Source organism: Chenggangzhangella methanolivorans (genome assembly GCF_019797865.1).
Classification (GTDB): Bacteria; Pseudomonadota; Alphaproteobacteria; order Rhizobiales; family Methylopilaceae; genus Methylopila; species Methylopila methanolivorans.
The window spans coordinates 3,552,919-3,577,604 of the sequence record NZ_CP081869.1; the positions used below are offsets into that span (position 1 = coordinate 3,552,919).

19 protein-coding genes and 7 pseudogenes are annotated in these 24,686 nt (G+C 69.2%); 13 read left to right on the forward strand and 13 right to left on the reverse strand.

Annotated features, from left to right (window positions below; all coding sequences use genetic code 11):
- Positions 1-125: 125 nt before the first annotated feature.
- The 3 genes and pseudogenes from pyk to K6K41_RS18640 form a co-directional block, all read right to left on the reverse strand.
- The gene (gene pyk / locus K6K41_RS18630) at positions 126-1,574 is read right to left on the reverse strand and encodes a pyruvate kinase (protein WP_261401744.1); all 1,449 of its coding nucleotides are present in this window, start codon (positions 1,572-1,574) and stop codon (positions 126-128) included.
- Positions 1,571-2,095: a DUF1036 domain-containing protein gene (locus K6K41_RS18635; RefSeq protein ID WP_261401745.1), complete on the reverse strand. Its 525-nt coding sequence runs from the start codon at positions 2,093-2,095 to the stop codon at positions 1,571-1,573. The genes pyk and K6K41_RS18635 overlap by 4 nt, the downstream gene beginning before the upstream one ends.
- A gap of 59 nt (positions 2,096-2,154) precedes the next feature.
- Positions 2,155-3,458, reverse strand: a pseudogene (locus K6K41_RS18640) (glycerate kinase type-2 family protein).
- 113 nt (positions 3,459-3,571) lie between these two features.
- Between K6K41_RS18640 and K6K41_RS18645 the strand changes: the two are divergent.
- Both K6K41_RS18645 and K6K41_RS18650 read left to right on the forward strand, forming a co-directional pair.
- Positions 3,572-4,393: an N-formylglutamate amidohydrolase gene (locus tag K6K41_RS18645; RefSeq protein WP_261401746.1), complete on the forward strand. Its 822-nt coding sequence runs from the start codon at positions 3,572-3,574 to the stop codon at positions 4,391-4,393.
- Positions 4,394-4,708 carry a DUF1244 domain-containing protein gene (locus K6K41_RS18650; protein WP_261401747.1) on the forward strand — a complete coding sequence of 105 codons (315 nt, stop codon included), beginning with the start codon at positions 4,394-4,396 and terminating at the stop codon, positions 4,706-4,708.
- An 18-nt stretch (positions 4,709-4,726) separates the two neighbouring features.
- Here the strand turns inward: K6K41_RS18650 and K6K41_RS18655 are convergent, their stop codons facing one another.
- The gene (locus K6K41_RS18655; RefSeq protein WP_261401748.1) at positions 4,727-5,467 is read right to left on the reverse strand and encodes a class I SAM-dependent methyltransferase; all 741 of its coding nucleotides are present in this window, start codon (positions 5,465-5,467) and stop codon (positions 4,727-4,729) included.
- 183 nt (positions 5,468-5,650) lie between these two features.
- Positions 5,651-6,808: pseudogene (locus K6K41_RS18660) on the reverse strand (AAA family ATPase).
- A gap of 131 nt (positions 6,809-6,939) precedes the next feature.
- Here K6K41_RS18660 and gloB point away from each other — a divergent pair.
- Positions 6,940-7,700 (forward strand): annotated as a pseudogene (gene gloB / locus K6K41_RS18665) (hydroxyacylglutathione hydrolase).
- Positions 7,697-8,151 (forward strand): annotated as a pseudogene (locus K6K41_RS18670) (cupin domain-containing protein). The pseudogenes gloB and K6K41_RS18670 overlap by 4 nt, the downstream one beginning before the upstream one ends.
- A gap of 104 nt (positions 8,152-8,255) precedes the next feature.
- Here K6K41_RS18670 and K6K41_RS30010 read toward each other — a convergent pair.
- The 6 genes and pseudogenes from K6K41_RS30010 to K6K41_RS18695 all read right to left on the reverse strand — a co-directional run.
- Positions 8,256-8,726, reverse strand: a pseudogene (locus K6K41_RS30010) (EamA family transporter); the annotation flags it as partial.
- 57 nt (positions 8,727-8,783) lie between these two features.
- Positions 8,784-9,044: a hypothetical protein gene (locus K6K41_RS29640; protein ID WP_315855062.1), complete on the reverse strand. Its 261-nt coding sequence runs from the start codon at positions 9,042-9,044 to the stop codon at positions 8,784-8,786.
- Positions 9,045-9,137: 93 nt separating this feature from the next.
- Positions 9,138-9,683 carry a chlorite dismutase family protein gene (locus K6K41_RS18680; RefSeq protein ID WP_261401749.1) on the reverse strand — a complete coding sequence of 182 codons (546 nt, stop codon included), beginning with the start codon at positions 9,681-9,683 and terminating at the stop codon, positions 9,138-9,140.
- Between the two features lie 278 nt (positions 9,684-9,961).
- A pseudogene (gene phbB / locus K6K41_RS18685) lies at positions 9,962-10,683 on the reverse strand (acetoacetyl-CoA reductase).
- Between the two features lie 104 nt (positions 10,684-10,787).
- Positions 10,788-11,969 (reverse strand): acetyl-CoA C-acetyltransferase, encoded by a 1,182-nt coding sequence (locus K6K41_RS18690; RefSeq protein ID WP_261401750.1) that lies wholly within the window; start codon positions 11,967-11,969, stop codon positions 10,788-10,790.
- Between the two features lie 138 nt (positions 11,970-12,107).
- Entirely contained in the window at positions 12,108-12,449 is a 342-nt protein-coding gene (locus K6K41_RS18695; RefSeq protein WP_261401751.1) for a hypothetical protein, read from the reverse strand.
- Positions 12,450-12,810: 361 nt separating this feature from the next.
- Between K6K41_RS18695 and phaR the strand changes: the two genes are divergently transcribed.
- Positions 12,811-13,401, forward strand: coding sequence for a polyhydroxyalkanoate synthesis repressor PhaR (gene phaR / locus K6K41_RS18700; protein ID WP_261401752.1), 591 nt, complete (start codon positions 12,811-12,813; stop codon positions 13,399-13,401).
- 222 nt (positions 13,402-13,623) lie between these two features.
- Positions 13,624-14,922 carry an MFS transporter gene (gene tcuC, locus K6K41_RS18705; protein WP_261401753.1) on the forward strand — a complete coding sequence of 433 codons (1,299 nt, stop codon included), beginning with the start codon at positions 13,624-13,626 and terminating at the stop codon, positions 14,920-14,922.
- Here tcuC and K6K41_RS18710 read toward each other — a convergent pair.
- Complete coding sequence (locus K6K41_RS18710; protein ID WP_261401754.1) at positions 14,919-15,542, reverse strand: YqgE/AlgH family protein; 624 nt, start codon at positions 15,540-15,542, stop codon at positions 14,919-14,921. The two genes, tcuC and K6K41_RS18710, sit on opposite strands and share 4 nt — an antisense overlap.
- Positions 15,543-15,667: 125 nt before the next feature.
- Here K6K41_RS18710 and K6K41_RS18715 point away from each other — a divergent pair, with 125 nt between their 5' ends.
- The 4 genes from K6K41_RS18715 (at position 15,668) to K6K41_RS18730 (ending at position 18,291) form a co-directional block, all read left to right on the forward strand.
- On the forward strand, positions 15,668-16,516 hold the full coding sequence (locus tag K6K41_RS18715) for a protein-disulfide reductase DsbD domain-containing protein (RefSeq protein WP_261401755.1): 849 nt from the start codon (positions 15,668-15,670) through the stop codon (positions 16,514-16,516).
- 70 nt (positions 16,517-16,586) lie between these two features.
- Positions 16,587-17,072, forward strand: a complete 486-nt coding sequence (locus tag K6K41_RS18720) for a peroxiredoxin (protein WP_261401756.1) — start codon at positions 16,587-16,589, stop codon at positions 17,070-17,072.
- Between the two features lie 306 nt (positions 17,073-17,378).
- Positions 17,379-17,582 (forward strand): hypothetical protein, encoded by a 204-nt coding sequence (locus K6K41_RS18725; RefSeq protein ID WP_261401757.1) that lies wholly within the window; start codon positions 17,379-17,381, stop codon positions 17,580-17,582.
- 331 nt (positions 17,583-17,913) lie between these two features.
- Positions 17,914-18,291 (forward strand): hypothetical protein, encoded by a 378-nt coding sequence (locus tag K6K41_RS18730; RefSeq protein ID WP_261401758.1) that lies wholly within the window; start codon positions 17,914-17,916, stop codon positions 18,289-18,291.
- 460 nt (positions 18,292-18,751) lie between these two features.
- On the opposite strand, the gene K6K41_RS18735 is transcribed toward K6K41_RS18730, so the two are convergent.
- Positions 18,752-19,096, reverse strand: coding sequence for a hypothetical protein (locus K6K41_RS18735; protein ID WP_261401759.1), 345 nt, complete (start codon positions 19,094-19,096; stop codon positions 18,752-18,754).
- 3 nt (positions 19,097-19,099) lie between these two features.
- On the opposite strand from K6K41_RS18735, the gene K6K41_RS18740 reads away from it, so the two are divergent.
- The 3 genes and pseudogenes from K6K41_RS18740 (at position 19,100) to K6K41_RS18750 (ending at position 24,607) form a co-directional block, all read left to right on the forward strand.
- The gene (locus K6K41_RS18740; protein ID WP_261401760.1) at positions 19,100-19,849 is read left to right on the forward strand and encodes a DNA repair protein; all 750 of its coding nucleotides are present in this window, start codon (positions 19,100-19,102) and stop codon (positions 19,847-19,849) included.
- An 89-nt stretch (positions 19,850-19,938) separates the two neighbouring features.
- Positions 19,939-21,300, forward strand: coding sequence for a DNA polymerase Y family protein (locus tag K6K41_RS18745; protein WP_261401761.1), 1,362 nt, complete (start codon positions 19,939-19,941; stop codon positions 21,298-21,300).
- Positions 21,297-24,607 (forward strand): annotated as a pseudogene (locus tag K6K41_RS18750) (error-prone DNA polymerase). Before K6K41_RS18745 ends, K6K41_RS18750 begins: the two are co-directional and overlap by 4 nt.
- The last annotated feature ends 79 nt before the right edge of the window (positions 24,608-24,686 follow it).

Genomic DNA, 24,686 nt, shown 5'->3' on the forward strand with positions numbered 1-24,686 from the left:
CTGTTTCGTGTTGAAAGCGCATCGGGTCTGGGTCCCGGATCAAGTCCGGGACAAGGGCGGCGCGCCGAACGAAAAACGCCGCCCCGAGGGCGGCGTTTTCATTTCGATCCGGAACGATAAACGCCTCAGCGACGCTCGTTGTCCGCGCCCTTGCCGTCGGCCGAGATGTAGGCGATGCGCAGCATGTTGGTGGCGCCCGGCGTCCTGAGCGGCACGCCCGCCGAGACGATCACCCGGTCGCCGCTGTTGGCGAAGCCTTCCGCGCGGGCGAAGTCGCAGGCGCGGTCCACCATGTCGTCAAGGTCGTAGGCGTCGCTCGTCAGCAGCGAGTGGATGCCCCAGGTCAGCGTCAGGCGCCGGCTGGTGTCGAGGTTCGGCGTCAGCGCGATGATCGGGGTCTTGGGCCGCTCGCGCGCCGCGCGGCGCGCGGTGGTGCCGCCCGCCGTCCAGCACATGATGACCGAAAGATCGAGCGTCTCGGCGATCTGGCGGGCGGCCGCCGAGATCGCGTCGGCGCCGGTGGGCTCGGGAACCGCGTGCTGGGCGTCGATGATCGAGCGGTAGTAGGGGTCGCTTTCGACGTTGCGGGCGATCGAGTCCATCATCGACACCGCCTCGATCGGGTAGGAGCCGGCGGCGCTCTCGGCCGAGAGCATGATGGCGTCCGCGCCCTCGAACACCGCGGTTGCGACGTCCGAGGTCTCGGCGCGGGTCGGGGTCGGCTGGGTTATCATCGACTCCAGCATCTGGGTCGCGACGATCACCGGCTTGCCGGCGCGCCGGCAGGCGCGGGTCATCTGCTTCTGCAGCCCCGGCACCTTCTCGATCGGCATCTCCACGCCGAGGTCGCCGCGCGCCACCATGATGGCGTCCGAGAGCTCGATGATCTCGGAGAGCCGCGTCATGGCCTGGGGCTTCTCGACCTTGGTCATCACCGCGCAGCGGCCCTGGATGATGTCCTTGGCCTCGGTGATGTCCTCCGGACGCTGCACGAAGGAGAGCGCGATCCACTCGCAGCCGGTCTCCAGCGCCGCGTCGAGGTCGGCGTGGTCCTTCGGCGTCATGGCCGAAGTCTTGATGGTGGTGTCCGGCAGGCTGACGCCCTTGCGGTCCGACATGCGCCCGCCCACGACCACGCGGGTCACGGTCTCGGTCGCGGTCGAGCTTTCGGCCACGAGCCGCACCTTGCCGTCGTCGAGCAGCAGGTTGTGGCCGGGCTCCAGCGCCTCGAGGATCTCGGGATGGGGCAGCTGGACGCGGGTCTTGTCGCCGGGCTCGGGATTGGAGTCGAGCGTGAAGGTCTGGCCCTTCTCGAGCATCACCGCGCCGTCCGCGAACTTGCCGAGACGCAGCTTCGGGCCCTGTAGGTCGACCAGGATGCCGATCGGGCGCCCGACCCTCTTTTCCGTGGAGCGGATGATTCCGACGAGCTCGCGCAGCCGGTCGTGGCTCGTGTGGCTCATGTTGATGCGGAAGACGTCCGCGCCGGCCGCGAACAGCTTGCCGACCATCTCCTGCGTCGACGACGACGGTCCGAGCGTCGCGACGATCTTGGTTCTGCGAAGCCGCCTCATCGCGCGTCGCCGGATGCTGGCGCGAGGTCGACGCGACGGTCGGGGGCAGGCGGAGGAGTGAGGGCGCCGGCGGCCGAGGGCTTCACGCCCTGGCCGCGCCCGGTCGGCTCGGTCAATTGCACTGTCCAGCTCTTCTGTTCGCCGGTGTCGATCTCGAAAAAGCCTGACCGGTCATAGCCGCGCGCCAGGCAGTCCTCGATCCCCTTGATGGTGAATTCCTTGTCGCGGGTGCACATGTAGGCCTTGCCGTTCCATTCCCCGCCGCGGTCGTAGTCGATCGCGTAGACGTAGTAGAAGCGCGCCGAGAGCGGTCCGCGCAGCAGCGTCTCGCACGAATTGGCCCCGACGTTCCACCAACCTTCGGTCGACCAGGTCTCGTGGTCCTTGTAGCCCACCGAGACCCCAACCCGACTCGAGGTCTTGTTGCAGAGCCTAAAGTCGGCGAACGCAGGAGATGTGACGAAGGCCGTCGCCGAAAGGCAGATTCCAAGCCCGAAGGCGAGGCGGACAAAGTCAAGCATTCGAGTTTGTTCTTCCGACGGATGCGGCCGCCTCGGGGCCTCGTCGGCACGACTTATCGCTAGGCCGGGTCGGGGATGTCAACGAGCACGATGCGGATGTCGTTGACGTTGGTGCAGGTCGGGCCGGTCTGGAGCAGGTCGCCGGTCTTCTCGAAATAGCCGGTCGAATCGTTGTTCTCGAGGAACGCCCGGTGGTCCGCGCCTTCCGAAAATCCTCGCGCCGCCGTGCCGGGATCGACCACCGCGCCGGCCGGGTCGGTCGGCGCGCCGCCGCCGCCGTCCGCGCCGTCGGTGTCGCCGGCGAGCGCCGCCCAGTTCGCCAGTCCCTCGAGCGCGCCGACGAGCGCGAGCGCATACTCCTGGTTGGGCCCGCCGCGACCGCCTTCGCCGCGAATCGTGACGGTGAGCTCGCCGGCCGAGATCAGCGCGACGGGCTTCGCGAGCCCTGTCAGATCGCGGGCGATCGCGGCGTGTTCGGCGGCGACCTCGCGGGCCTCGCCCTCGAGATCGGCCCCGACCACGCGGACTTCGACGCCCGCCTGTTCGAGCGTCTGGATCGCCGCCTGCAGCGCGTCGGCCGGGCGCGAGACGACGACGAAGCTCGCGCTGTCGAAGGCGGCGTCGCCGGGCTTCGGGCTCTCGTTCGCCGGATTCGACAGCGCCGCGGCGACGTCGGGATGCGGGGTCACCTTGAAGCGCTCCAACGCCGCGCGGGCGTCGGCGAGCGTCGAGGGATCGGGGACCGTGGGGCCGGAAGCGATGACCGACGGGTCGTCGCGCGGCACGTCCGAGATCGCGAGCGCGACGAGCTTGGCCGGATGCGCAGCCGCGGCGAGGCGCCCGCCCTTGATCTTCGACAGGTGCTTGCGGACGGTGTTGATCGCGTCGATCGGCGCGCCCGAGCGCAGCAGCGCCTTGGTGGTGGCTTGCTTCGCCGAGAGGTCGAGCCGTCGGCGGGCGACACCCAGTTGGCCGATCCGCCGCCGGTGATGAGCGCGAGCACGAGGTCGTCGGGACCCGCCTCCTTGGCGATCGCGATGGTGTCGGCGGCGCCTTGCAGGCCGGCGGCGTCCGGCACCGGGTGGCCGGCCTCCACGACCTTCACGAACTCGGTCGGCCGGGCGTGGCCGTGGCGCGTGACCGCAAGGCCCGTCAACCGGTCCGGGCCGAGCCCGTGGGTCTCGCGGTAGAACTTTTCGGCGACCTCGGCGCAGGCGCCCGCGCCCTTGCCGGCCGCAAGCACGATCACCTTGCCCTTCGGCGGGGCCGGGAAGTGGGGCGGCATGCAGATCGAGGGATGGGCGGCCGCGACCGCCGCCTCGAAGGCGCGGCGCAACAGCGAACGGCGCTCGTCTGGCGTCATCGGCGGATCCCCCGTGTCTGGCCCGCTTGACGCGCGGGTCTTCGGCCGCGCGCAGTCGCGCCGCCGCCCTTCCTATGGCATAGGCCCACGGCCATCACTACTCAGGCAACCCCATGCGCTGCGACCCATTTTCGCCCGAGACGAAAGACGAAGCCCCGCCCTTCGAGGTCGTGGAGGGCCGCGCCGGCTCGCGGCTCGTGCTCACCTGCGACCACGCCTCGAACCGCGTTCCGCCCGAACTCGGCGACCTCGGTCTCGGCGAAGAGACGTTTCGGCGCCACATCGCCTACGACATCGGCATGCGCGGCGTGACGCTGCGGCTCGCAGAGCTGCTCGGCGCGCATGCGGTGCTGTCGACGTTTTCGCGCCTCGTCATCGATCCGAACCGCGGCGAGGACGACCCGACGCTGCTGATGCGGCTCTCTGACGGCGACCTCATCCCCGGCAATGCGAGGGTCGGGGAGGACGAGCGGACCCGCCGCCTGAACCGGCTCCACCGGCCCTATCACGGCGCCGTCACGGCGACGCTCGACGCGATCGTCGACGCCGGGGAGACGCCTCTGATCCTGGCGATGCACTCATTCACGCCAGCCTGGAAGAGCGTGCCGCGGCCCTGGCATGTCGGCCTGCTTTGGGACCTCGACGACCGCGTGGCCAAGCCGCTGCTCGCCGCGCTCGCGGCCGAGGACGGGATCGTGGTCGGGGACAACGAGCCTTACGACGGCGCCCTCATCGGCGACGGCATGAACCGCCACGGCACCAATCGCGGCTTTCCGCACGTGCTGGTCGAGATCCGGCAGGATCTCGTGGGCGGCGAGGAGGGGCAGGCCGAATGGGCCGAGCGCTTCGCGCGCCTCGTTCCGCCGCTGCTCGACCTGTCCGAGACGCGCCGCATCGTCCATTACGGAACCCGCGCAGGAACAAGGAGACGCTAGATGACCGAGCTTCCGGGCGTCGACGCCAAGACCACGACCGAACTCGAGGCCGCGGCGTTCCGCCGGCTCGTCGAGCATCTGCGCGGACGCACCGACGTGCAGAACATCGACCTCATGAACCTCGCGGGCTTCTGCCGGAACTGCCTGTCGAACTGGCTGAAGGACGCAGCCGACGCGCAGGGCTTGTCCGTGAGCAAGGAGCAGGCGCGCGAGGCCGTCTACGGCATGCCCTATGACGAGTGGAAGGCGAAGCACCAGAGCGAGGCGACGCCCGACCAGAAGGCCGCCTTCGGAAAATCCGGCGGCGGCCACTGAAGGGCCGCTTCGCCGCCGTCAGATCTGGGGCGCGGGCGCGCCGACGGGGGCCGGCCTCAGCGCCGGCGCGACGCGCGCCTTGCGGGACGGGCGCGCCGGGATGGCGCGCATCGCCTGCTTCGAGGCCTCGACCACATGGACGCCCGCGAACGGGCCCCAGAGTCGGGCGCCGATCCGCTCGAAAGCGAGCGCCGAGCGCAAGGCGAGCCGGCCCTCGAGCGGCGGCATGAACAGCGCCTCGCCCCAGCCCTCCGGCGCAAACAGCGCCTCGCGAAGCAACTCGTTGAGCTGGCTGCGGCTGAACGGACGTCCATGGCCGAAAGGGGTCGCGTCCGATTGCGCCCAGGCGCCGCGGCGGTTCGGCGCGATCACGATCAGCCGGCCGCCGGGCGCAAGGCAGCGCCAGGCCTCCCGCAGCACCTCGACGGCGCTTTCGGACGTCTCGAGCGCGTGCGCGGCCACGATCCGGTCGGCGGCGGCGTCCGGCAGCGGCCACATGCCGTCGTCGACGAGCGCCGCGGCGTTCGGGCGGCCCTCGGGCCAGGCCGCGACGCCGGTCTGGGCCGGGCAGAAGGCGAGCAGCCGCTCCGCGTCGTCCCGAAAGACGCCGAGATAGGGCGCGGCGTAGCCGATCCCGAGCACGCGCTGACCGCGCAGGTCCGGCCAGCGGGCGCGGAGTTTGGCGCGCAGCACGCGCCGCGCGATCTCGCCGAGCGGGCGGGCGTAGAACTCGCGGAGATCGACGACGTCGAGAGCCATGGCGCCCTTATGTAGCGGGGCGCGTCACAAACGACGACTCACGCGGATGAGAGGCGCGGTCGTCATGCCTGCGCCTTCGCGCGGGCATCCACGACTTCGGCGTAGAGTTCTGCGATCTCAGAAAGTCGTGGATGCCTGGCCGCCGCCGGGCATGACGGCGGCGTTTGTCGAATGCGATTGCGCTCACCGTTTCGGCCAGTCCCAGCGCGGACGGTCGTCGTCGCTCGCCAGAGCCGTCTCTCCGAAGGACTTTTCGAGCTCGATCCGCCGCGCGCCGGCGTCGGCGAGCGCCTCGACCAGCGGCATGGCGTGCGACACCACCACGACCTGCGACCGCTCGGACGCCAGCGCGATGAGCCTGCCGAGCGGACCGAGAAGGTCGGGGTGGAGGCTGGTCTCGGGCTCGTTCAGCACCATGAGCGCGGGCGGCCGCGGCGAGGTCAGCGCGGCGACGAGCAGCAGATAGCGCAGCGTGCCGTCCGAGAGCTCGGCGGTGCGCAAGGGGCGCAACAGGCCGTGCTGGCGCATCTCGACCTCGAACCAGCCGTCATTCGAGACGACCTCGACGGACGCCCCCGGAAACGCGTCGTCGATCGCGACTCGCAGGCCCTCGGCGTCGCCGATCTCGCGAACGGTCTGCAGCGCGGCCGCAAGGTTCGCGCCGTCTCCGTCGAGCACGGGCGTGTAGGTGCCGATCTGCGGCCGTCGGGCGGGCGCGTCGCGGTCGGTGCGCAGCAGATCGTAGAAGCGCCAATCGCGCATGTGCTCGCGCAGCGTCAGAAGCTCGACGCCGTCGCGCGGGTCGGCGCAGTGCGTCATCATGCTGTCGAAGGTCGCGAGCTGCGTGGAGGCCTGCCGCCACGCGCCGTCCTCGCCGCGGATGCGCACGCCCCGGTCCGCGGCGCTCGGCGAACAGGTTGGAACGGCCGAGACATTCGCCGGTCCACAGCGCCTCAGCTTTGATCTGCGGATCGAGACTGAACATGCTTGGCGGTATCGGCGGCGGAAAGCCGAGATCGATCGCGTATCCATAGTCCTCGCCCGCAAAGCCGAGCTTCAGCCCGACCGGGCCCTTCGGCGCTAGGCCCTCGACCTCGTGTTCGCCGCGCCGGACCGACGCCGCGATCGTCTTCGGCCCTGCCCAGAGCGTCGACTGCACGCCGCCTTCGCCCGCGAGCGACTGGATCACGCGGCCTGCGCGACGTCGGCGAGGAGCCGCAGCGAGCGGTAAAGGCTCGATTTTCCGGAGCCGTTCGCGCCTGTCACGACATTGAGCCGCGACAGGACGAGACGGAGATCTCTGAGGGAGCGATAGCCGGAGACGGCGAGACGAGTGATCATGGCGCCAGTCTAGCGCGGCGGCGCGCGCTCGGGCACCGCCGGGCGCATACGGACGCGTGATCGGCGCCTCGGCTCCTTGACCCCGAGGGCGCCGCCGCTAGCCTTCCGGTCCGAATCTCCCGGGAGCTCCCATGCCAGCCGAAATCGTCCTCGTTCCCTGCCTCAGCGACAATTACGCGGTGCTCCTGCACGAAGGCGACACGACGGTCCTCGTCGACGCGCCGGAGGCGAAGCCGATCCTCGATGCGCTGCGGGAGAGGAACTGGCGACTGACCGACATCCTCATCACCCCCACAAGCACGCGGACCATGTGGGAGGCCTGCCGGAGCTCTGGAACGACTACAGGGCGACCGTCTACGGCCCGAAGGACGAGGCCCAGCACATCCCCGGCCTCGACGTCCCGCTCTCCGAGGGAGACGTCGCCAAGATCGGGCCCTGGAGCTTCGAGACCATCGCGACGCCGGGCCACACCAAGGGCCATGTGGTGTTCTTCGAGCCGCGCGAAAAATGGCTGTTCGCTGGCGACACGCTGTTCGCGATGGGCTGCGGGCGGCTGTTCGAGGACACGCCGGAGGCGATGTGGCGCTCGCTCTCGAAGCTCGCCAAGCTGCCGAACGAGACGCGCGTCTGGTGCGGGCACGAATACACGCTCTCGAACGCCAAGTTCTGCGCCTCGATCCTGCCCGGCGACGTCGCGATCGCAGAGCGCCTGAAGAAGATCGAGGCCGCGCGGGCGAAGGGCGAGCCGACCGTGCCGTCCACCATCGGCGCGGAGAAGGCCACCAACGTCTTTCTGCGCGCGGCCGAAGACAAGGTCGCGGCGGCGGTCGGGCTCGACGGCGACGCGGCGGCGGTGTTCGCCGAGCTTCGCGACCGAAAGAACCGCGGATGACCGGGCTCGAAGGGCTTTCCGCCGACACCGTCGCTAGCCTGCTCGATCTCGAGCCGCACCCGGAAGGCGGGCGGTTTCGCGAGGTGTTCCGCGATCCTGCGACCGACGCGAATGGCCGGCGCGCTCGACCGCGATCTACTTTCTGCTGGCCGCAGGGGAAGTGTCGGCCTGGCATAAGGTCGACGCCGTCGAGATCTGGCACCACTACGCCGGCGCGCCGCTTGCGCTGACGCTCGCCGAACGGCCACGACGCCGAGGCCCACCGGCTCGGGCCGAACCTTCCGCCGGCGACCGGCCGCAGGTGGTGGTTCCGGCCGGCTGGTGGCAGGCGGCGGAGTCGCTTGGGGAGTGGACGCTGGTCGGCTGCACGGTCGCGCCGGGCTTCGAGTTCTCGGGCTTCGAGATGGCCCCGCCGGACTGGCGTCCGACGCCGCGCAAGACTGGCGACTGAGAGGAACTGCGTCCTTCTAGTTTTTTCACCCGCCCGCCGAGCGTCGCGACCAGCGCGCCGCCGACGATGAGCGCGCAGGCGGCGAGGAGCGCCGGCGAAGCCTGCGCGTAGCCGAAGGCGACGAGCAGCAGTGTCGAGATCAGCGGCGCCGCATAGGCCGCGACGCCCAAGAGGCGCACGTCGCCGCGCTTCATGCCGACGTCCCAGACGAAGAAGGCGAGGCCGACGGGCCCGAGCCCGAGCCCGAGCACGGCGAGCCATTCGCCGGTGGTCCCCGGCCAGACGGTCGTCTCGAGCGCGACATGGCAGAGCGCCGCAAGCGCGGCGGTGGCGAGGCAGAAGCCCGCCACCGCCTCGGTCGGCGTCTTGGCGAAGAAGCGGCTCGAGACCGAATAGGCGGCCCACACACCGCGCACGCGACCGCCGACAGATAGCCGAGCAGATGCGCGCCCTCGAACGACAGCCCGTCGCCGGCCCGCGCCGATGAGCAGCGCGGTGCCGCACAGCCCCGCGGCCGCCCCAAAAAGATGGCGGACCGTCAATCGCTCGCCCGGCAGCGCCGCGGAGAACAACACGATGAGCAGCGGCCACAGATAGGCGACGAGGCTCGCTTCCGCGCGGCGGCGAGAGCTTCAGGGCCGTGAAATAGAAGAAGTGGAAGCCGAACAGGCCCCGACCCCATGGGCCCAGACGGCCGGCGGCTGGCGAAGCGCAGTTGCAAGCCCGCCGGGCCGCAACGCCGCCACCGCGCAGCCGGCGACCCCTGCGATCGCGAAGGTCAGCGCCGTAAGCAGGAACGGCGGCGTGGCGCCGGTCGCGGCCGTCAGCAGCGCGAGCGTCGACCAGAGGGCGATGGCGGTGAGGCCGATGAGGGTGGCGCGGGCGGGGGTCATGCCGCGCGGTCATAGCCGCGCCGCGCGGCGCCCGGAAGAGCGATGGAGCCGCAGCCGCCTTGTCCGGGATTGGGGCCGGGATGAGACGGCGTTTCAGTCCCGGACCAGCCGAACGTCGACCTCATGCTCGACGAAGCGCCATTCCTCGGTCTCGCGCAGGCGCGTCACCAGCGTCTCGAACGCGTCCTCGTGTTCCGGCGCATATTCGAACCAGGTGAGGAAATCGAACGGCTCGCCGAGGTCGCGGCCGTGATGCAGGCGTCGCGCGACCGCGGGCAGATAGTCGAGCCCGATCGCGATGTGGCGCGAGCGCTCCTCCATGACGGCGCGGCGCTCGTCCTGCGCGAGCGCCCACCAGGCCTCGGACTTGCGGATCGGGATCAGCGCCGCGCGGGTCGCCGTGGGGCGGCCGAGCTCCTCCTGCCTGGCCGCAAGAGCGTCGAGCTCCGCGCGTTTCGAATAGCGGGCGTTGCTGGTCGTGCCGCGCAGCACGAAGCCGGCCTGATCGGCGAGGACGCCTTCGCGCACCGCGAGCCGTTCGGCCGGCGGCGGCGCGGATCCGACGACGGCGCGCATCGAGGCGATCCGCCACTCGCCGGCGTCGCCGAAGCAGAAGCTGAAAATCGAAGGGCGCGGCATGCCCCGATTACGGAGCAGGCCGCGCCCTTGTTACAAGAGCTTTCTGCGAACGGTCATTCCGGAAGGGCGACGGAGCCGCCGCAGCCGTTGTCCCGGACTTGATCTGGGACCCAGAACCGATGCGGTTCCCGGAAGACGTGGCGGGCGTGGCGCTCTAGCAAGATGCGGGTCGGTTCTGGGTCCCGGATCAAGTCCGGGACATGAAAGAGCTTTGTTCCGTCCGAAGCGCAATCCCGGCTCTCGCTCGCGCTCGGCCGGGACGACGCCTCGTCGACGGCTCAGGTGATGTACTGGCCGCCTTGATGGTCAGCGTCGAGCCGGTGACGAAGCCGGCCTTCTCGCTCGCGAGATAGACCACGGCCTCGGCGATCTCGTCGCTTTCGCCGAGACGGCCGACCGGGATGGTGGCGATGATCGACTCGCGCACCTTCTCAGGCACCGCCATCACCATTTCGGTCGCGATGTAGCCCGGGGCGATCGCGTTCACGGTGACGCCCTTCTTGGCGTTCTCCTGAGCGAGCGCCTTGGTGAAGCCGATGACGCCCGCCTTGGCCGCGGAATAGTTAGCCTGGCCCATCTGGCCCTTCTGGCCGTTGATGGAGGTGATGTTGATGATGCGCCCGAAGCCGCGCTCACGCATGCCGTCGATGACGGGACGGGTCATCGTGAACATGGAGTCGAGGTTGGTGGACATCACCTCGCGCCATTGCTCGAACGTCGCCTTGTGGAACATGCCGTCGCGGGTGATGCCGGCGTTGTTCACCAGCACGTCGACCGGGCCGACCTCGGCCTCGACCTTGGCGATGCCGTCCGCGCAGGACTGCGGATCGCCCACGTCCCACTTGAACACGGCGATGCCGTGCTGGTCCTTGAAGGCGTTCGCCTTCTCGTCGTTGCCGGCATAGGTCGCGGCCACCTTGTAGCCGGCGTTCTTGAGCGCGATCGAGATCGCCTCACCGATGCCGCGGGTTCCGCCAGTCACGAGCGCGACGCGCGCCATTGCGATTCCTCCCTGAAAAACCAGTTCGATCGGTCGGGCTTGTGGCCGCCCGGCTCAGTGCGCGCGGAGTGCATGGGCGCTCCGCGCGTCGTCCTGCAAAAAGCTCAGTCGCGCTCGAGGCACATGGCGATGCCCATGCCGCCGCCGATGCAGAGCGTGGTGAGGCCCTTCTTGGCGTCGCGCTTGCCCATCTCATGCAGCAGGGTGACGAGCACGCGCGCGCCCGACGCGCCGATCGGATGCCCGATCGCGATCGCGCCGCCGTTGACGTTCACCTTCGAGACGTCCCAGCCGAGGTCCTTGTTGACCGCGCAGGCCTGCGCCGCGAAGGCCTCGTTGGCCTCGATCAGATCGAGGTCGGAGGCCGACCAGCCGGCCTTTTCGAGCGCCTTGCGCGAGGCCGGGATGGGGCCCGAGCCCATCACCGACGGGTCGACGCCCGCCTGCGCCCAACTCGCGATGCGGGCGAGCGGCGTCAGGCCCTTCTCCTGGGCGAGTTTGGCCGACATCACGATGAGGGCCGCGGCGCCGTCATTGATGCCGGAGGCGTTGCCGGCCGTCACCGTGCCGTCCTTCGAGAAGGCGGGCTTCAGCTTCGTCATGGCGTCGAGCGTCGCGCCGTGGCGGATGTACTCATCCTGATCCACGACGACGTCGCCCTTGCGGCTCGACACCGTGACGGGCGCGATCTCGTCCTTGAACTTGCCGGCCTTCTGGGCGGCTTCGGCCTTGTTCTGGCTCGCGACCGCGAACTCGTCCTGCTGCTCGCGGGTGATCTGCCACTGGGTCGCGACGTTCTCGGCGGTGGTGCCCATGTGGTAGCCGTTGAAGGCGTCCCAGAGGCCGTCCTTGATCATCGTGTCGATGAACTTCATGTCGCCCATTTTCTGGCCCGGGCGCATGAGGGCCGCATGGGCCGACTGGCTCATGGACTCCTGGCCGCCCGCGACCACGATCGAGCTGTCGCCGTTCTTGATCGCCTGGCTGGCGAGCGCGACGGCGCGCAGCCCCGAGCCGCACACCTGGTTGATGCCCCAGGCCGAGGCCTCGATCGGCACGCCGGCGCCGATGGAGGCCTGACGGGCCGGGTTCTGCCCCTGAGCCGCGGTCAGGACCTGGCCGAGGATGACCTCCGACACTTCCTTCGGGTCGAGGCCGGCGCGCTCCAGCGCGGCCTTGATCGCGACCTTGCCGAGTTCATGCGCGGGGAGCGACGACAGCCCGCCCGAGAACGAGCCCACCGGGGTGCGCGCGGCGCTGACGATGACGACGTCGGTCTCGGCCATGAAGCTTCTCCTTCGCGAGGATTTCTGACGTCCAAACGGGCCCGTCCGGACGAGAGGGTCGTTGGGTTAATGGTGGCGCGCCCGAAGAGCGTCAAGACAGCCTTAGGTCATTGACCGAAGGTCTGATGCTGGCGTTCGTCAGCGCGCCACACGCTTGCTCGAGCCGCAGCGGAAGTCTCCCGCGAGCCCGTCGGAGAGCGCCCGCGCCTTCACGTTGGCCTGCGGCTCGACGACGTCGCCCATGATGCAGGACCGGCCGCCGGGTTCAAGCCGGTAGACCACCAGCCGGCTCTCGGTGAGTTTGCCCACCGACCTGCCGACCCGGTAGCGCACGATCGCGGCGGCGGGACGGCCGTCCGCGCCGAGGCGCCACTCGATCGTGGGCTGAGCCTCGAAAAACGAACCGATGTCGAGGTCCTCGTCGGCGGGCGCGCGTCCGAAGGAGAGCGCGGAGGAGTCGGAGTCCGCGGTCCACGTCACCCGTATTGTGGATGTGCCGGTGCACACCCGCACAGAGACCACGCCGGGTTCGGGCGATTTCGCCTCCGGACAGCGCTCGAAGTCGTGGCGTGTGTAGAGGCTGTCGGGCGCCGCGGCGGCCGGCGTCGCGAGGATGAGGGCCGTCGCGGCGGAAAGCGCCGCGCCCGCCCAAGGCCGTCCGGCGCGCTCCGATCAGGCGGCGCGCGAAAGTCGCTTCATCGTCCAAAGACTTATCTCCGCACTGCACAAAAAAGTGGCCGTCACAGAAATTTCGCCCTATCGTTCCGATGTTTCGATGCCTTTCGCGGCGCCGCGCGCCGGTCGGCTATCGCATTGCGGGAAGTGACGGAGACTGGCGCGTATGGCGAGCACGACCGATCCGATCACCATCAAGAAATACGCGAACCGTCGGCTCTACAATACGGGCACGAGCACCTACGTCACGCTCGAAGACCTCGCCTCCATGGTCAAGAAGGGCGAGGACTTCCAGGTGGTCGACGCCAAGACCGGCGACGACATCACCCATCAGGTGCTGACCCAGATCATCTTCGAGCAGGAGAACAAGGGGCAGAACCTGTTGCCCATTACCTTCCTGCGACAGCTCATCCGGTTCTACGGCGACCAGGTCCAGAGCTTCGTGCCCAAGTATCTCGAGCTTTCGATGGGCGCGCTGACCCGCGATCAGCAGAAGATGCGCGACGCGATGGGCGGCCTGCCGGGCGCGGCGCCGTTCCAGAACGCGATGGAGGAGCAGGTGCGCGCCAACATGGCGATGATGGAGCGCGCCTTCCGCATGTTCACCGTGTTCCCGGTCCAGGAGGGCGCGGCCGGCGAGGCCGCCGCCACAGCGCCGACGCCCAAGGCCAAGGATCCGGACGACCTCGACGATCTCCGCCGCGAGATGGCCGAGATGCGCGCGAGGCTCGACAAGATCGGCGGCGCGAAGGGCTGAACCGCCGGGGCTGATTTCCGAAGCGCCTGGCATCCCGGCTCTTCGCCGCTGCACGGCTGAGAGCATGCGGCCTCGGAACGCTTTTCTCGGACGCGGTTTTTCTGGACGCGCGTCGACCATCCCCTAAGTCACGCCTCTGTGATCGGCGCTCGCATGATCATGGGCCGACGAGCCTGCGCAAGGCGTTGACCCGTGCCCGGCGGGCCACGCAAGAGGTCGTCCATGTCGGCAAGCGACGCCAGCCCGAAGTCTCGGGCCGCCACCGTGCTTCGCGTCACGAGCGGCAACTTCCTCGAGATGTTCGATTTCTTTCTCTACGGCTTCTACGCGAAGTACATCGCCGGCGCCTTTTTTCCCGCCGACAGCGAGTTCGCCTCGCTGATGCTGACGCTGGTGATCTTCGGCGCCGGCTTCCTGATGCGTCCGCTCGGCGCGATCTTTCTCGGCGCCTATGTCGATCGGGTCGGGCGGCGAAAGGGCCTGATCGTCACGCTCGCCATCATGGCGGCCGGCACGGTGCTGATCGCCTTCGTGCCGGGCTACCAGACCATCGGCCTCGCGGCCCCGATCCTCGTGCTCGTCGGCCGTCTGCTGCAGGGATTTTCGGCCGGCGTGGAACTCGGCGGCGTGTCGGTCTATCTCGCCGAGATGTCGACGCCCGGCAACAAGGGGTTTTACGTCTCGTGGCAGTCCGCCAGCCAGCAGGTCGCGACCGTCGCGGCGGCCGCCCTCGGCTTTGGTCTCGGGAAGCTGCTCGCGCCCGACGACCTCGCGTCCTGGGGCTGGCGCATCCCCTTCGTAATCGGCTGCGCGATCGTGCCGTTCCTGTTCGTCCTGCGCCGCTCGCTGGAGGAGACCGAAGAATTCGCCCGCCGCAGCCATCGTCCGAGCGCCGGCGAGATCTACCGCACGCTCGCGGCGAATTGGCGGATCGTGCTCGCCGGCATGGCCATGGTGATGATGACGACCGTCTCGTTCTATCTCATCACCGCCTACACCCCGACGTTCGGCGAGCGGGAGCTGAAGCTCGACCGCTCGGCGGTGCTGATCGTGACGATCTGCGTCGGCGTCTCGAATTTCGTCTGGCTGCCGATCTGGGGCGCTGTCTCTGATCGTGTCGGCCGCAAGCCGATCCTTCTCGCCTTCACGGCGCTCACCATGCTCACCGCCTATCCGGCGCTGCGCTGGCTCGTGGCCGAGCCGAGCTTTCTGCGCCTGCTCGAGGTCGAGCTGTGGCTGTCGTTCCTCTACGCCTCCTACAACGGCGCGATGGTGGTGGCGCTGACGGAGCTCGTCCCCGCCCATGTGCGCGCCTCGGGCTTCTCGCTCGCCTACAGCCTCGCGACGACGCTCGGGGGCTTCTCGCTCGCGATCTCCACTTGGATGATCGAGGCGACGGGCGACAAAGCGGCGCCGGGGATCTGGATGTCGTTCGCCGCGCTTTGCGGCTTCGTGTCGACGCTGTTTCTGTTCCGGCGGAAGCCGGAGGCCGAACCCGAAGGGGCGGCTGCGCGGGCCTAGGAGTGCCCCGCCTCGGTCGACAGTTTGCCGAGGTCGATGCCGATCTTGGCGAGCGCCCGCTCGTATTTCGAATCCGGCTCGCCGTCGAAGACGAGGCTGCGGTCGGCGGGCACGTTGAGCCAGCCGTTCGCCTGGATCTCGGTCTCGAGCTGACCTGGCGCCCAGCCGGCGTAGCCGAGCGCGAGGATCGCGCTCTGCGGCCCGTCGCCGCGCGCGATCGCCTTCAGGATGTCGAGCGTCGCCGTAAGGCAGATGCCGTCGTCGATCGGCAGCGTCGAGTCCTCGATCATGAAGTCGGCAGAGTGCAGCACGAAGCCGCGCCCGCTTTCGACCGGCCCGCCGCGCAGCACCTGGATCGCCTCGGCGCCGTCCGGCAGGCGGATCTCCTCGCCCTCCGTGATCACGTCAAGCTGCACCAGAAGGTCCGGAAAGCTGATGTGCGGCGCGGGCTTGTTGACCACGATGCCCATCGCGCCTTCGGAGGAATGCGCGCACACATAGATGACCGTCCGCGCGAAGCGGTCGTCCTCCATGGTCGGCATCGCCACCAGCACCTGACCGTCGAGATATCCCGAGCGGTCCTTCTTTTCGGTCAGATGTTTGCGGATCACCGGAGCCATGGGCTGAAGATTATGGGCGGCCGGCGGTTTTTGAAAGTCGTATCGCGCGCAATCAGACGCTGCGGGGCGCCGCTCACGTCGCTTTGCTTTGGCGAACGGTCCGTCGCCGCTATCCTCGCACGACCATGATCCGTTTCCTGGCCGCCGCGCTCGTCGCGCTTTCGCCCCTGCCGGCCGTCGCCGAGAACGCGTCGCCCTGGGCGCGCGAAGGCGCGGCGGCGCTGCGCCTGATCGACGCCGGGCCGCTGGAGGCGGAACGCGCGGACGCCGCCCCCGGAGAGCGTCTCGCGGCGATCTCCATCGCGCTTGACCCCGGCTGGAAGACCTACTGGCGCCAGCCCGGCGCGAGCGGCGTTCCTCCGCGGTTCGATTTCTCGGGGTCGAAAAACGTCGCCGAGGCCAGGGTCGCGTTTCCCGCGCCCGAGCGGGCCGACGACGGCGACGGCGTCACCAACGTCTATCATGGCGAGGTGACGTTCCCCGTGACGGTGCGGCCCAAGGATCCTGCTGCGCCCGTGGAGCTCAGGCTCGTCGCCGACTACGGCGTCTGCGAGATGGTCTGCGTGCCAGTGAGGGCCGAGGCGGAGCTCGAGCTCACCGCCGCCACGACCGGCGCGGAGACCGAGCCGGTCCGCGCCGCCCAGGCCGCGACGCCCAAGCCGCTTGCGCTCGGCGCGCCGGAGCCGCTCGCCGTCGCCTCCGTTGCCCGCGCCTCCGCGAGCGGCGGCGCGGCGCTCGAGATCGCGGTGGCGTCGCCCGAAGGCGCGCGGCCTGAGCTTTTCGCGGAAACCGGCGACGGCGACTTCGCGCCGGCTCCCGAACTGCTCGCCGCGCCGAAGAGCGGACGGGCGACGTTCCGCATGGCGTTCGACGAGCCTGAACTGCCGAAGAGCGGCCTGCGCCTCACGCTTTCGGCCGGCGGGCGCGCGATCGAGACCCCGGTCGCCCTCGACGACATCGCCAGGACGCCTTAAGTCTCGCGGCGCAACGCCTTGCATGGGCAGGAGCATCCCGCCCGTCGCAGTTTCCGGAGACACAAGCCTCATGACGATCGAGGTCGGCGCGCGCCTTCCCAACACCACCTTCCGTCGCCTTGGCGACAACGGTCCCGAGACCGTGATGACCGAGGACGTATTCGCCGGCAAGAAAGCCGTGCTGTTCGCGGTTCCCGGCGCCTTCACGCCCACCTGCCACCGCAACCACCTGCCGGGCTATCTGAACAATCTCGACGCGCTCGCGGCCAAGGGCGTCGAGGTCGTGGCGGTCACCGCCGTGAACGACCCCTTCGTGATGAACGCCTGGGCCGAAGCGACCGGGGCCAAGGGCAAGCTCACCTTCCTGTCGGACGGCAACGGCGACTTCGCCAAGGCGATCGGGCTCGACCTCGACGCTTCGGGCGGCGGTCTGGGCCTGCGCTCCAAGCGCTACGCCATGGTGCTGGACGACATGGTGGTGACGCATCTCGCGATCGAGGACTCGCCTGGCAAGGCCGATCTCTCGACCGCGGAAAAGACCCTCGAGGCGCTCTGATCGCGGGCTCGGCTCGTCCTTCGGAACAGCCGAGCCCCTTCAAAAGGATTCCCCGGAGAGGGTTTTATCCCCGGGGCCGACGCCCTAGGCTACTGGGCGGGAATGGCTCTCCGCAGTGCGCTTCCTTGGAAGCGAGAGGGGCGGCGCGGTCATTTCCGGCTGATCCCGTCGCGCCGCCAGCCGGCTGGCGCGACGGGACGGCTCCGCCCCACGTCTGCGCGGGTTGCGGACGACATACTAAGTAGTAGTACTTACTGTATGCTCGCTATGGTGGACGGCGACAAATGGCGCGCCACCTGATAGCGCATGACCTATGTCATCACCTACGGCCCGCTAGGCATGGCCAGGGAAGTCTCGTGCGAGACGGCCGTGGAGGCGCTGGAGACGCTGACGGAGCTTGCCCAGAAGGGCGAGCCGGGCGTGATGGTCTCGAGCTTCCAGACCGAAGCCGAGGCAATGGATGCTTTGCGGGTCCTTGCGGCCAGGGAACGGTCGCCAGACGAGCGTTAGGACGCCTTCGGCGAGCCTGTTCCGAACGGCCGATCGCTCACGCGTATGATGATCGCGCTGAGTTCGAGAGCGCTTTCTGGATCAATCGCGGAACCAAACGCTCGCTCGCGCGTCTAGCGTCTGAAACGTACCTCCCCGATGCGTTTCGCCTAACGGCAAGCCCGGCGCGCTCCCCCGACGCGTCGGGCTTTTGCTTTCGCGATTCCCATGTCGAAGGGAGCGCGCGTCCGGCGAAGCCGCGGATACGCGTTTTTGCGTATACCGCAAATTGAATGTCAGCCATGATGCAATCGTCATGGTAAACGCTACGACTTTGGTCGTATCTCGCGCCATGGCATACGTGATCACATACATCGGCGCCCGGGGCGACGTCGAACTGGCGTGCGAAACGGCCGATGAGGCCTTGCCGGTTCTGCGGGAGCTTCTCGAACGAAAGGCCGCCGGGATTCTCGTCGCAAGCTACGAAACCGGCCTGGAGGCCGAGGAGACGCTTCGCATCCTCGTCGATCACCGCAGGGGGTCGTGGAGCGGATCGGCGTGGCCTGAAGGATCGGAAAATCGGCGAGGCGACGGCTATTCGTCCGATGATATCCGTTCGACGTTCGGGCTAAAGCCTTGTGCGCCAGTGGACCAGAACGTTCTGGAATGTTCCCGGACGTGCGATCGAAGCGCGCCGAGCGAAAATCTCATAAATATAATCTCAGGTTGAGTTTGGCGTTCGTTTGAGACGCGCCCTTATTCTGTCCATTCCAAGCGGCGCTGGGAGACATCTTGCCGTTGCAGCCGCTGTTCGGCCTTGGCTTTGAGGTCGATGTCGCTCGCCCTAAGCGCGAAGTCGCCATACGCTCGGCCCGTGGAGCCATGAGGGTGATGGGGAGGGGTAAGATGGGCGATTGCTGTCGTGGTTGCGTTGGGGCTGTCGGCGGGGAGTGGTTTGCTCCCTCAGCAATCGCAGGCCGCCAAGCCTACGTATCGATCGCGCCAAGACGGTTTTGTACAAAACGTTCGGGAAAGCGGATTTCCGAGCGTGGGAGTCCAGCGCCAGCTGCAATGTCAACGGCGGCGCGATGACCGTGCAGTTTTTTCCTAAGTAACGGACGAAACAGGCCGCCCTGCCATCGGGAACGGTCAGGCCATGTCTTCCTGTGCGCAACCGGCTTGTGCACAGGCTATGCACTGCTCGTCACGGTGGCGGCGTAAATTTCCGAAAATCCCAGGAGGCTGAGTCCTGAGCGATTTTCAGGGGCCGGCTTTATGCCCAGGGGCGTCCCCTGCCTGCGGCGGCTTGACTCACCTTTCCGTCGCTTCGTAAAAGAACAAAACAGGAACTTAAGGTCAACAGACAGCAGCGAGGCGGCGCCCATGGCGAGGCGGCGGAGACGCTTGCGGCCCTGCGGGAGGCGGTCGCCCGCGTCGAGGGGCGCGAGGCGGACGCGCGCGGCCCGCGGGTCGCGCTCGGCGTCGGCGAGATCGACGCCGCGCTCGGAGGCGGGCTGAGGCGCGGCGCGCTGCATGTGGTGGCGGCCGCCTCGCCGGCCGCCGCGGGGGCCGCCACCGGGTTCGTGGGCGCGCTTGCGGCTCTGGCCGCGGGGACAAAGGGAGCGGTGCTGTGGATCAGGCAGGACATGGCGGCGCGCGAGAGCGGCGAGATCTGGGCTCCAGGTTTCGCGACGCTCGGCCTCGATCCCGCACGGCTCGTCCTGCTGAGGGCGCCGGACGTCGCCGCGGCGCTGAAGGCGGCGGAGGCCGGGCTTTCCTCCGCCGCGGTCGCGGCCGTGGTGATCGAGCCCTTCGGCGCGATCCAGGGCTTCGACCGGATCGCGGGCCGCAGGCTCGCGCTTGCGGCGGGACGGTCGGGCGCGCTCGGGGTCATGCTGCGCCTTGCGCCGCAGCCGGGGGCGCCAGCCGGGCTTTCGGCCGCCGAGACGCGCTGGCGCCTTTCCCCGCTCTCCTCCGCCTGGGGGGCGGCTGGAGCCCGCGCGGCCGCCGCGCGGACGGAGGCTTGGGCGGAGGCGCTGGAGGGCTGGGGGCGCCCGCTCGCGCGCGCCGAGCTTACGCGCAACCGGTTCGGCGGGGTCGGGCGCTGGCCGCTCGCCTGGGGGTTCGATGACGGGCTCTTCCGCCTTGCCGAGCGGCGCCTCGGCGCCCTCGACCCGGACGTCCGGCGCGACGCCGCAGCGGCGGCGGATCCTCGCGATCGCGCTGCCGGACCTGCCGATCGACCGGCTGCGGCGCCAGGAGCGGGCGGCCTGCGCAGAGCCGGATGAGCGGCCCTTCGCGGTGGTCGAGCGGTCGGGGCGGCGCTGCGGCTGCTCGCCGTCGACGCGGCTGCGCGCAAGCGCGGCTGCGCGCCGGCATGGCGTTCGCCGAGGCGCGCGCGGTCTGTCCGACCTTGCGCGCCGCGCCCGCCGACGTCCACGAGGACGAACGTCTCCTCAAGGCCCTCGCGGACTGGTGCGACCGCTACACCCCGCTTGTCGCGCTCGATCCGCCGCGCGGCCTGCTGCTCGACGTCTCGGGCTGCGGGGCGCTGTTCGGCGGCGAGGAGAGCCTCGTAGAAGGCCTGGTCGAGGCGCTGGGCTCCCACGGCTTCGCCTGCCGCGTCGCGGTGGCGGACGCGGCGGGGCCGGCCCGCGCGCTCGCCTGGTTCACGCAAGGCGGCGTCGCGCCCGCAGGCTCGAGCCGCGATCTCGTGGCGCGGCTGCCGGTGGTCGCGCTCGGCCTCGACGAGGCGCAAAGGACCGCGCTGCTGCGCGCGGGGCTGAAGACGATCGGCGCGACGGCGGCGCGCGGGCGGGGCGAGCTTGCGGCGCGGTTCGGCGCGAAGATGGTCGCGACGCTCGACCGGACGCTCGGCCATGACGACCCGCCGGTCTCGCCCTTGCGGCCGGCCCCGCGGCTGATGGTCGAGCGGCGTTTCGCCGAGCCGATCGCGACCGTCGAGGCGGCGCTTGCGGCCCTCGCCGCGTTGGCGGACGCGCTGTGCGGCAGGCTCGAGGCCGCGGGGCTTGGGCTCATGGGCGCCGAGGCCGCGTTCTTCCGCGCAGACGGAAGGGTGACGCGCGTCGCGCTTGGCGTCGGCGCCCCGAGCCGCGATCCGCGCCTGCTGCTGCGTCTCTTCCGCGAGCGGCTCGACGCGCTCGCCGATCCGCTCGATCCGGGCTTCGGCTATGATCTTCTGCGCCTCTCCGCGCAGACCGCCGAACCGCTCGTCGAGACCGTTCGCAGCTTCGACGAAGGCGCGGCCGCGCGGGCCGAACTCGCTGAACTCGTCGACCGGCTCGCCGCCCGCCATGGCCGCGCGCGCGTCGTCGGAATTCGGGCCGTCGACGCGCACCGGCCGGAACGGCAGGCGCGGTTCGAGCCTGCGCAGACCGGCGGCTTCTCGGAAGCCGCGCAAGCTTTTGAGCGCGACGATGGCCCGCCGCGCCGCCCGCTGCGCCTGTTTCCTGCGCCGGAGCCTATCGAGGTGGTGGCCGAGGCCCCGGACGGCCCGCCGGCGCGCTTCGTCTGGCGGCGCGCATCCCACTCCGTGCTGCGCGCCGAAGGGCCGGAGCGCATCGCGCTCGAGTGGTGGCGGCCCGGCGGCGCCAAGCCCACGCGCGACTATTTTCGCGTCGAGGACGAGGCCGGCGCGCGCTTCTGGATTTTTCGCGACGGCCTGTTCGGCCGCGAGATCGAGCATCCGCGCTGGTTCTTGCACGGGCTGTTCGCGTGAACGCCTTCGCCGAGGTCGCGGCTGCGACCGCCTTCTCGTTCCTGCGTTCAGGCTCGCGGCCGGAAGACTATGTCGTGGCCGCGTCTTTCATGGGGCTGTCGGCGCTTGGGATCGCGGACCGCAACTCGGTGGCGGGCGTGGTGCGGGCCTATGCGACGCTGAAGAACCCGGAGCTGCCCAATGTTCCGAAGCTGCTCGCCGGCGCCAGGCTCGTGTTCGAGGACGGGGCGCCCGACGTCGTGGTCCATCCGCGCGACCGCGACGCCTGGGGGCGGCTCTGCCGGCTGATCACGCTTGGCAAGAACCGGACGGAGAAGGGAGATTGCCGGCTAAATTTTGAGGATCTGCTTCAGTGGAGCGAGGGCCTGCTCGCGGTCGTCATGCCTCCCGCTCGGCCGGGCGCGGAAACGCGCAAGGCGCTGGAGGCGCTGCACGAGGCGCGCCAGGGCTCTGTCTGGCTTGGCGCCGACATGCCCCGCCGCGGCGACGACGCCCGCCGCCTCGGCGCGCTGAAGAGCCTCGCCGCCCGCATCGGCGCTCCGCTGCTCGCCACCAACCAGCCGCTTTATCACGCACCGGACCGTCGCCCGCTGCAGGATGTCGTCACCTGTATCCGCCAGGGCCTCTCGATCGAGGCCGCGGGCCGCTGCTGGAAGTGAACGCCGAGCGGCACCTGAAGGGCGCGGTCGAGATGGCGCGGCTGTTCCGCGACGCGCCCGAGGCGCTCGCCGAGACGCTGCGGTTTTCGGAGCGGGTCGTCTTCAGTCTCGAAGACCTTCGTTACAACTATCCGCACGAGCCAGTGCCTGCCGGCAAGACGGCTCACGGCCATCTGCGCGATCTCGTGCGGGCCGGCATCGCCAAGCATTATCCGGACGGCGCGCCGCGCAAGGTTCTGGACACGATCGCCAAGGAACTGGCCTTCATCAAGAAAAAGGAGATCGCGCACTACTTCCTGACTGTCCATGACATCGTCTTCTTCGCAAGAGGCGAAGGCATCCTCTGTCAGGGGCGCGGTTCGGCTGCGAATTCTGCGGTCTGCTACGTGCTCGGCGTCACCGCGGTCGATCCGGCCGAGACAGACGTGCTGTTCGAGCGCTTCCTGTCGGAAGAGCGCGATGAGCCGCCCGACATCGACGTCGACTTCGAGCACGAGCGGCGCGAAGAGGTGATCCAGCACATTTATGGCCGCTACGGCCGCCACCGCGCGGCGCTCGCCGCGACCGTCATCCACTATAAGCCGCGCAGCGCGATCCGCGAGGTCGGCAAGGTCTTCGGGCTGACCGAGGACGTCACCGCGGCGCTCGCCAACACCGTCTGGGGCTCATGGGGCTCTGGCCTCACCCGCGATCAGGTGCGCCAGGCCGGCCTCGACCCGGACAATCCGGACCTTGCCCGAGTGGTGGCGATCGCCACGGAGCTCGTCGGCTTCCCGCGCCACCTCTCCCAGCACGTCGGCGGCTTCGTGCTGACAGATGACCGGCTCGACGAAAGCGTGCCGATCGGCCCTGCGGCGATGGGGGAGCGGCACTTCATCGAATGGGACAAGGACGATCTCGACAGGCTCAACATGATGAAGGTCGACGTGCTCGCGCTCGGCATGCTGACCTGCATCCGCAAGGCCTTCGACCTCATCGCGCTGCACGGCGGGAAGCGGCTGGAGCTCGCCGACGTGCCGAAGGATCAGCCGCAGGTCTACGAGATGCTCTCGCGAGGAGACTCGCTCGGCGTGTTCCAGGTCGAGAGCCGGGCGCAGATGAACATGCTGCCGCGGCTTCGGCCGAAGGAGTTCTATGACCTCGTCATCGAGGTCGCGATCGTGCGGCCGGGCCCGATCCAGGGCGACATGGTGCACCCCTATCTGAAGGCTCGGAAGAACCCGGGAGCGGTCGTCTATCCGCAGCCTGGGTCCCCTCATGATCCTGACGAGCTTAAAAAGGTTCTGGAGAAGACTCTCGGGGTGCCGCTGTTCCAGGAGCAGGCAATGAGGGTCGCCATGGTGGCGGCGAAATTTTCAGGCGAAGAAGCCAATGCGCTCCGACGCTCGATGGCGACCTTCAGGCATGTCGGCGGGGTTGAGAAATTCTTCGACAAACTGGTCGGGCGCATGGTGGAGCGCGGCTACGATCCGGACTTCGCCCGGCGCTGCTTCAAGCAGATCGAGGGCTTCGGCTCCTATGGGTTTCCCGAGAGCCATGCGGCGAGCTTCGCCAAGCTCGTCTATGTCTCCTCGTGGCTCAAATGCTTCCATCCGGCCGCCTTCGCCTGCGCGCTGCTGAACTCCCAGCCGATGGGCTTCTACTCCTCCGCGGAGATCGTCCGCGACGCCCGCGAGCACGGCGTCGAGGTTTTCGGCGCGGACGTCACGGCGAGTTGCTGGGACAATGTGCTGGAGCACGGCGAGCGTGGCCTCGCGCTTCGGCTCGGCTTTCGCCAGATCGAGGGATTTCGGGAGGAGTGGGCCGAGGCTTTGGCGGAGGGGAGGGAAGACGAAGACGGCGCAATGTCTTCGATACCCTCTGCCCTTGTGGGAGACGGTAGCCAAATCTCCACCTTCATCGAAGACCTCCGCCGCCGCGCGCGACTGCCCAAGGCCGCGTTCGTAAAGCTCGCGGACGCCGACGCGTTCCGCTCCATCGGGCTGGACCGGCGCGCCGCGCTCTGGGAGGTGCGGCGGCTGCCCGACGACGTCGCGCTGCCGCTGTTTGCGGCCGCGGACGCGCGCGATCTCGGACGCGAAAGCGCCGCGCCGCTGCCCGAGATGCCGCTCTCCGAGCACGTCGTCGCCGACTACCAGACCACGCGGCTCTCGCTCAAAGGCCACCCGATGCAGTTCCTGCGCGCGATGTTTGCGGCCGAGGGCGCCGTGTCCTGCAGCGAGCTCGGCCAGGCCCGCGACGGGCGGCGCCTCAAGGCCGCGGGCGTCGTGCTCGTGCGCCAGAAGCCCGGCAGCGCCAAGGGCGTGGTGTTCATGACGATCGCCGACGAGACCGGGATCGCCAACGCCGTGATGTGGCCCTCTGTGACCAAGGCGTTCCGCAAGGAGGTGATGGGCGCGCGGCTGATCGAGATCTCCGGTCGCGTCCAGCGGAGCCCCGAGGGCATCGTGCATCTCGTCGCGGAGAGGCTGGTCGACCGCACGATTGAGCTGTCGCGGCTGTCCGAGCGCGAGCTCAAGCCGCCGATCGCTCGCGCAGACCATGTGAAGCACCCGCTGCCCGACTCCACGCTGTCCGATCGGGCTCATTCGCCGCGCGTGCATCCGCGCGACGTGCGCATTCTGCCGAAATCGCGCGATTTCCACTGATCCTGACGCCGTTCCGCTTGGCGCTTGCATGTCATTCGACTTAGCCTGCCGACGCGACGCCTCGCGGACAGACCCGCGA

Excerpts from the sequence above, each read along its gene's own strand:
- pyk (WP_261401744.1), bottom strand. The coding sequence starts at position 1,574 with ATGAGGCGGCTTCGCAGAACCAAGATCGTCGCGACGCTCGGACCGTCG.
- K6K41_RS18635 (WP_261401745.1), bottom strand. The coding sequence starts at position 2,095 with ATGCTTGACTTTGTCCGCCTCGCCTTCGGGCTTGGAATCTGCCTTTCG.
- K6K41_RS18645 (WP_261401746.1), top strand. The coding sequence starts at position 3,572 with ATGCGCTGCGACCCATTTTCGCCCGAGACGAAAGACGAAGCCCCGCCC.
- K6K41_RS18650 (WP_261401747.1), top strand. The coding sequence starts at position 4,394 with ATGACCGAGCTTCCGGGCGTCGACGCCAAGACCACGACCGAACTCGAG.
- K6K41_RS18655 (WP_261401748.1), bottom strand. The coding sequence starts at position 5,467 with ATGGCTCTCGACGTCGTCGATCTCCGCGAGTTCTACGCCCGCCCGCTC.
- K6K41_RS29640 (WP_315855062.1), bottom strand. The coding sequence starts at position 9,044 with ATGACCCCCGCCCGCGCCACCCTCATCGGCCTCACCGCCATCGCCCTC.
- K6K41_RS18680 (WP_261401749.1), bottom strand. The coding sequence starts at position 9,683 with ATGCCGCGCCCTTCGATTTTCAGCTTCTGCTTCGGCGACGCCGGCGAG.
- K6K41_RS18690 (WP_261401750.1), bottom strand. The coding sequence starts at position 11,969 with ATGGCCGAGACCGACGTCGTCATCGTCAGCGCCGCGCGCACCCCGGTG.
- phaR (WP_261401752.1), top strand. The coding sequence starts at position 12,811 with ATGGCGAGCACGACCGATCCGATCACCATCAAGAAATACGCGAACCGT.
- tcuC (WP_261401753.1), top strand. The coding sequence starts at position 13,624 with ATGTCGGCAAGCGACGCCAGCCCGAAGTCTCGGGCCGCCACCGTGCTT.
- K6K41_RS18710 (WP_261401754.1), bottom strand. The coding sequence starts at position 15,542 with ATGGCTCCGGTGATCCGCAAACATCTGACCGAAAAGAAGGACCGCTCG.
- K6K41_RS18715 (WP_261401755.1), top strand. The coding sequence starts at position 15,668 with ATGATCCGTTTCCTGGCCGCCGCGCTCGTCGCGCTTTCGCCCCTGCCG.
- K6K41_RS18720 (WP_261401756.1), top strand. The coding sequence starts at position 16,587 with ATGACGATCGAGGTCGGCGCGCGCCTTCCCAACACCACCTTCCGTCGC.
- K6K41_RS18725 (WP_261401757.1), top strand. The coding sequence starts at position 17,379 with ATGACCTATGTCATCACCTACGGCCCGCTAGGCATGGCCAGGGAAGTC.
- K6K41_RS18730 (WP_261401758.1), top strand. The coding sequence starts at position 17,914 with ATGGCATACGTGATCACATACATCGGCGCCCGGGGCGACGTCGAACTG.
- K6K41_RS18735 (WP_261401759.1), bottom strand. The coding sequence starts at position 19,096 with ATGCAGCGCGCCGCGCCTCAGCCCGCCTCCGAGCGCGGCGTCGATCTC.
- K6K41_RS18745 (WP_261401761.1), top strand. The coding sequence starts at position 19,939 with ATGGCGTTCGCCGAGGCGCGCGCGGTCTGTCCGACCTTGCGCGCCGCG.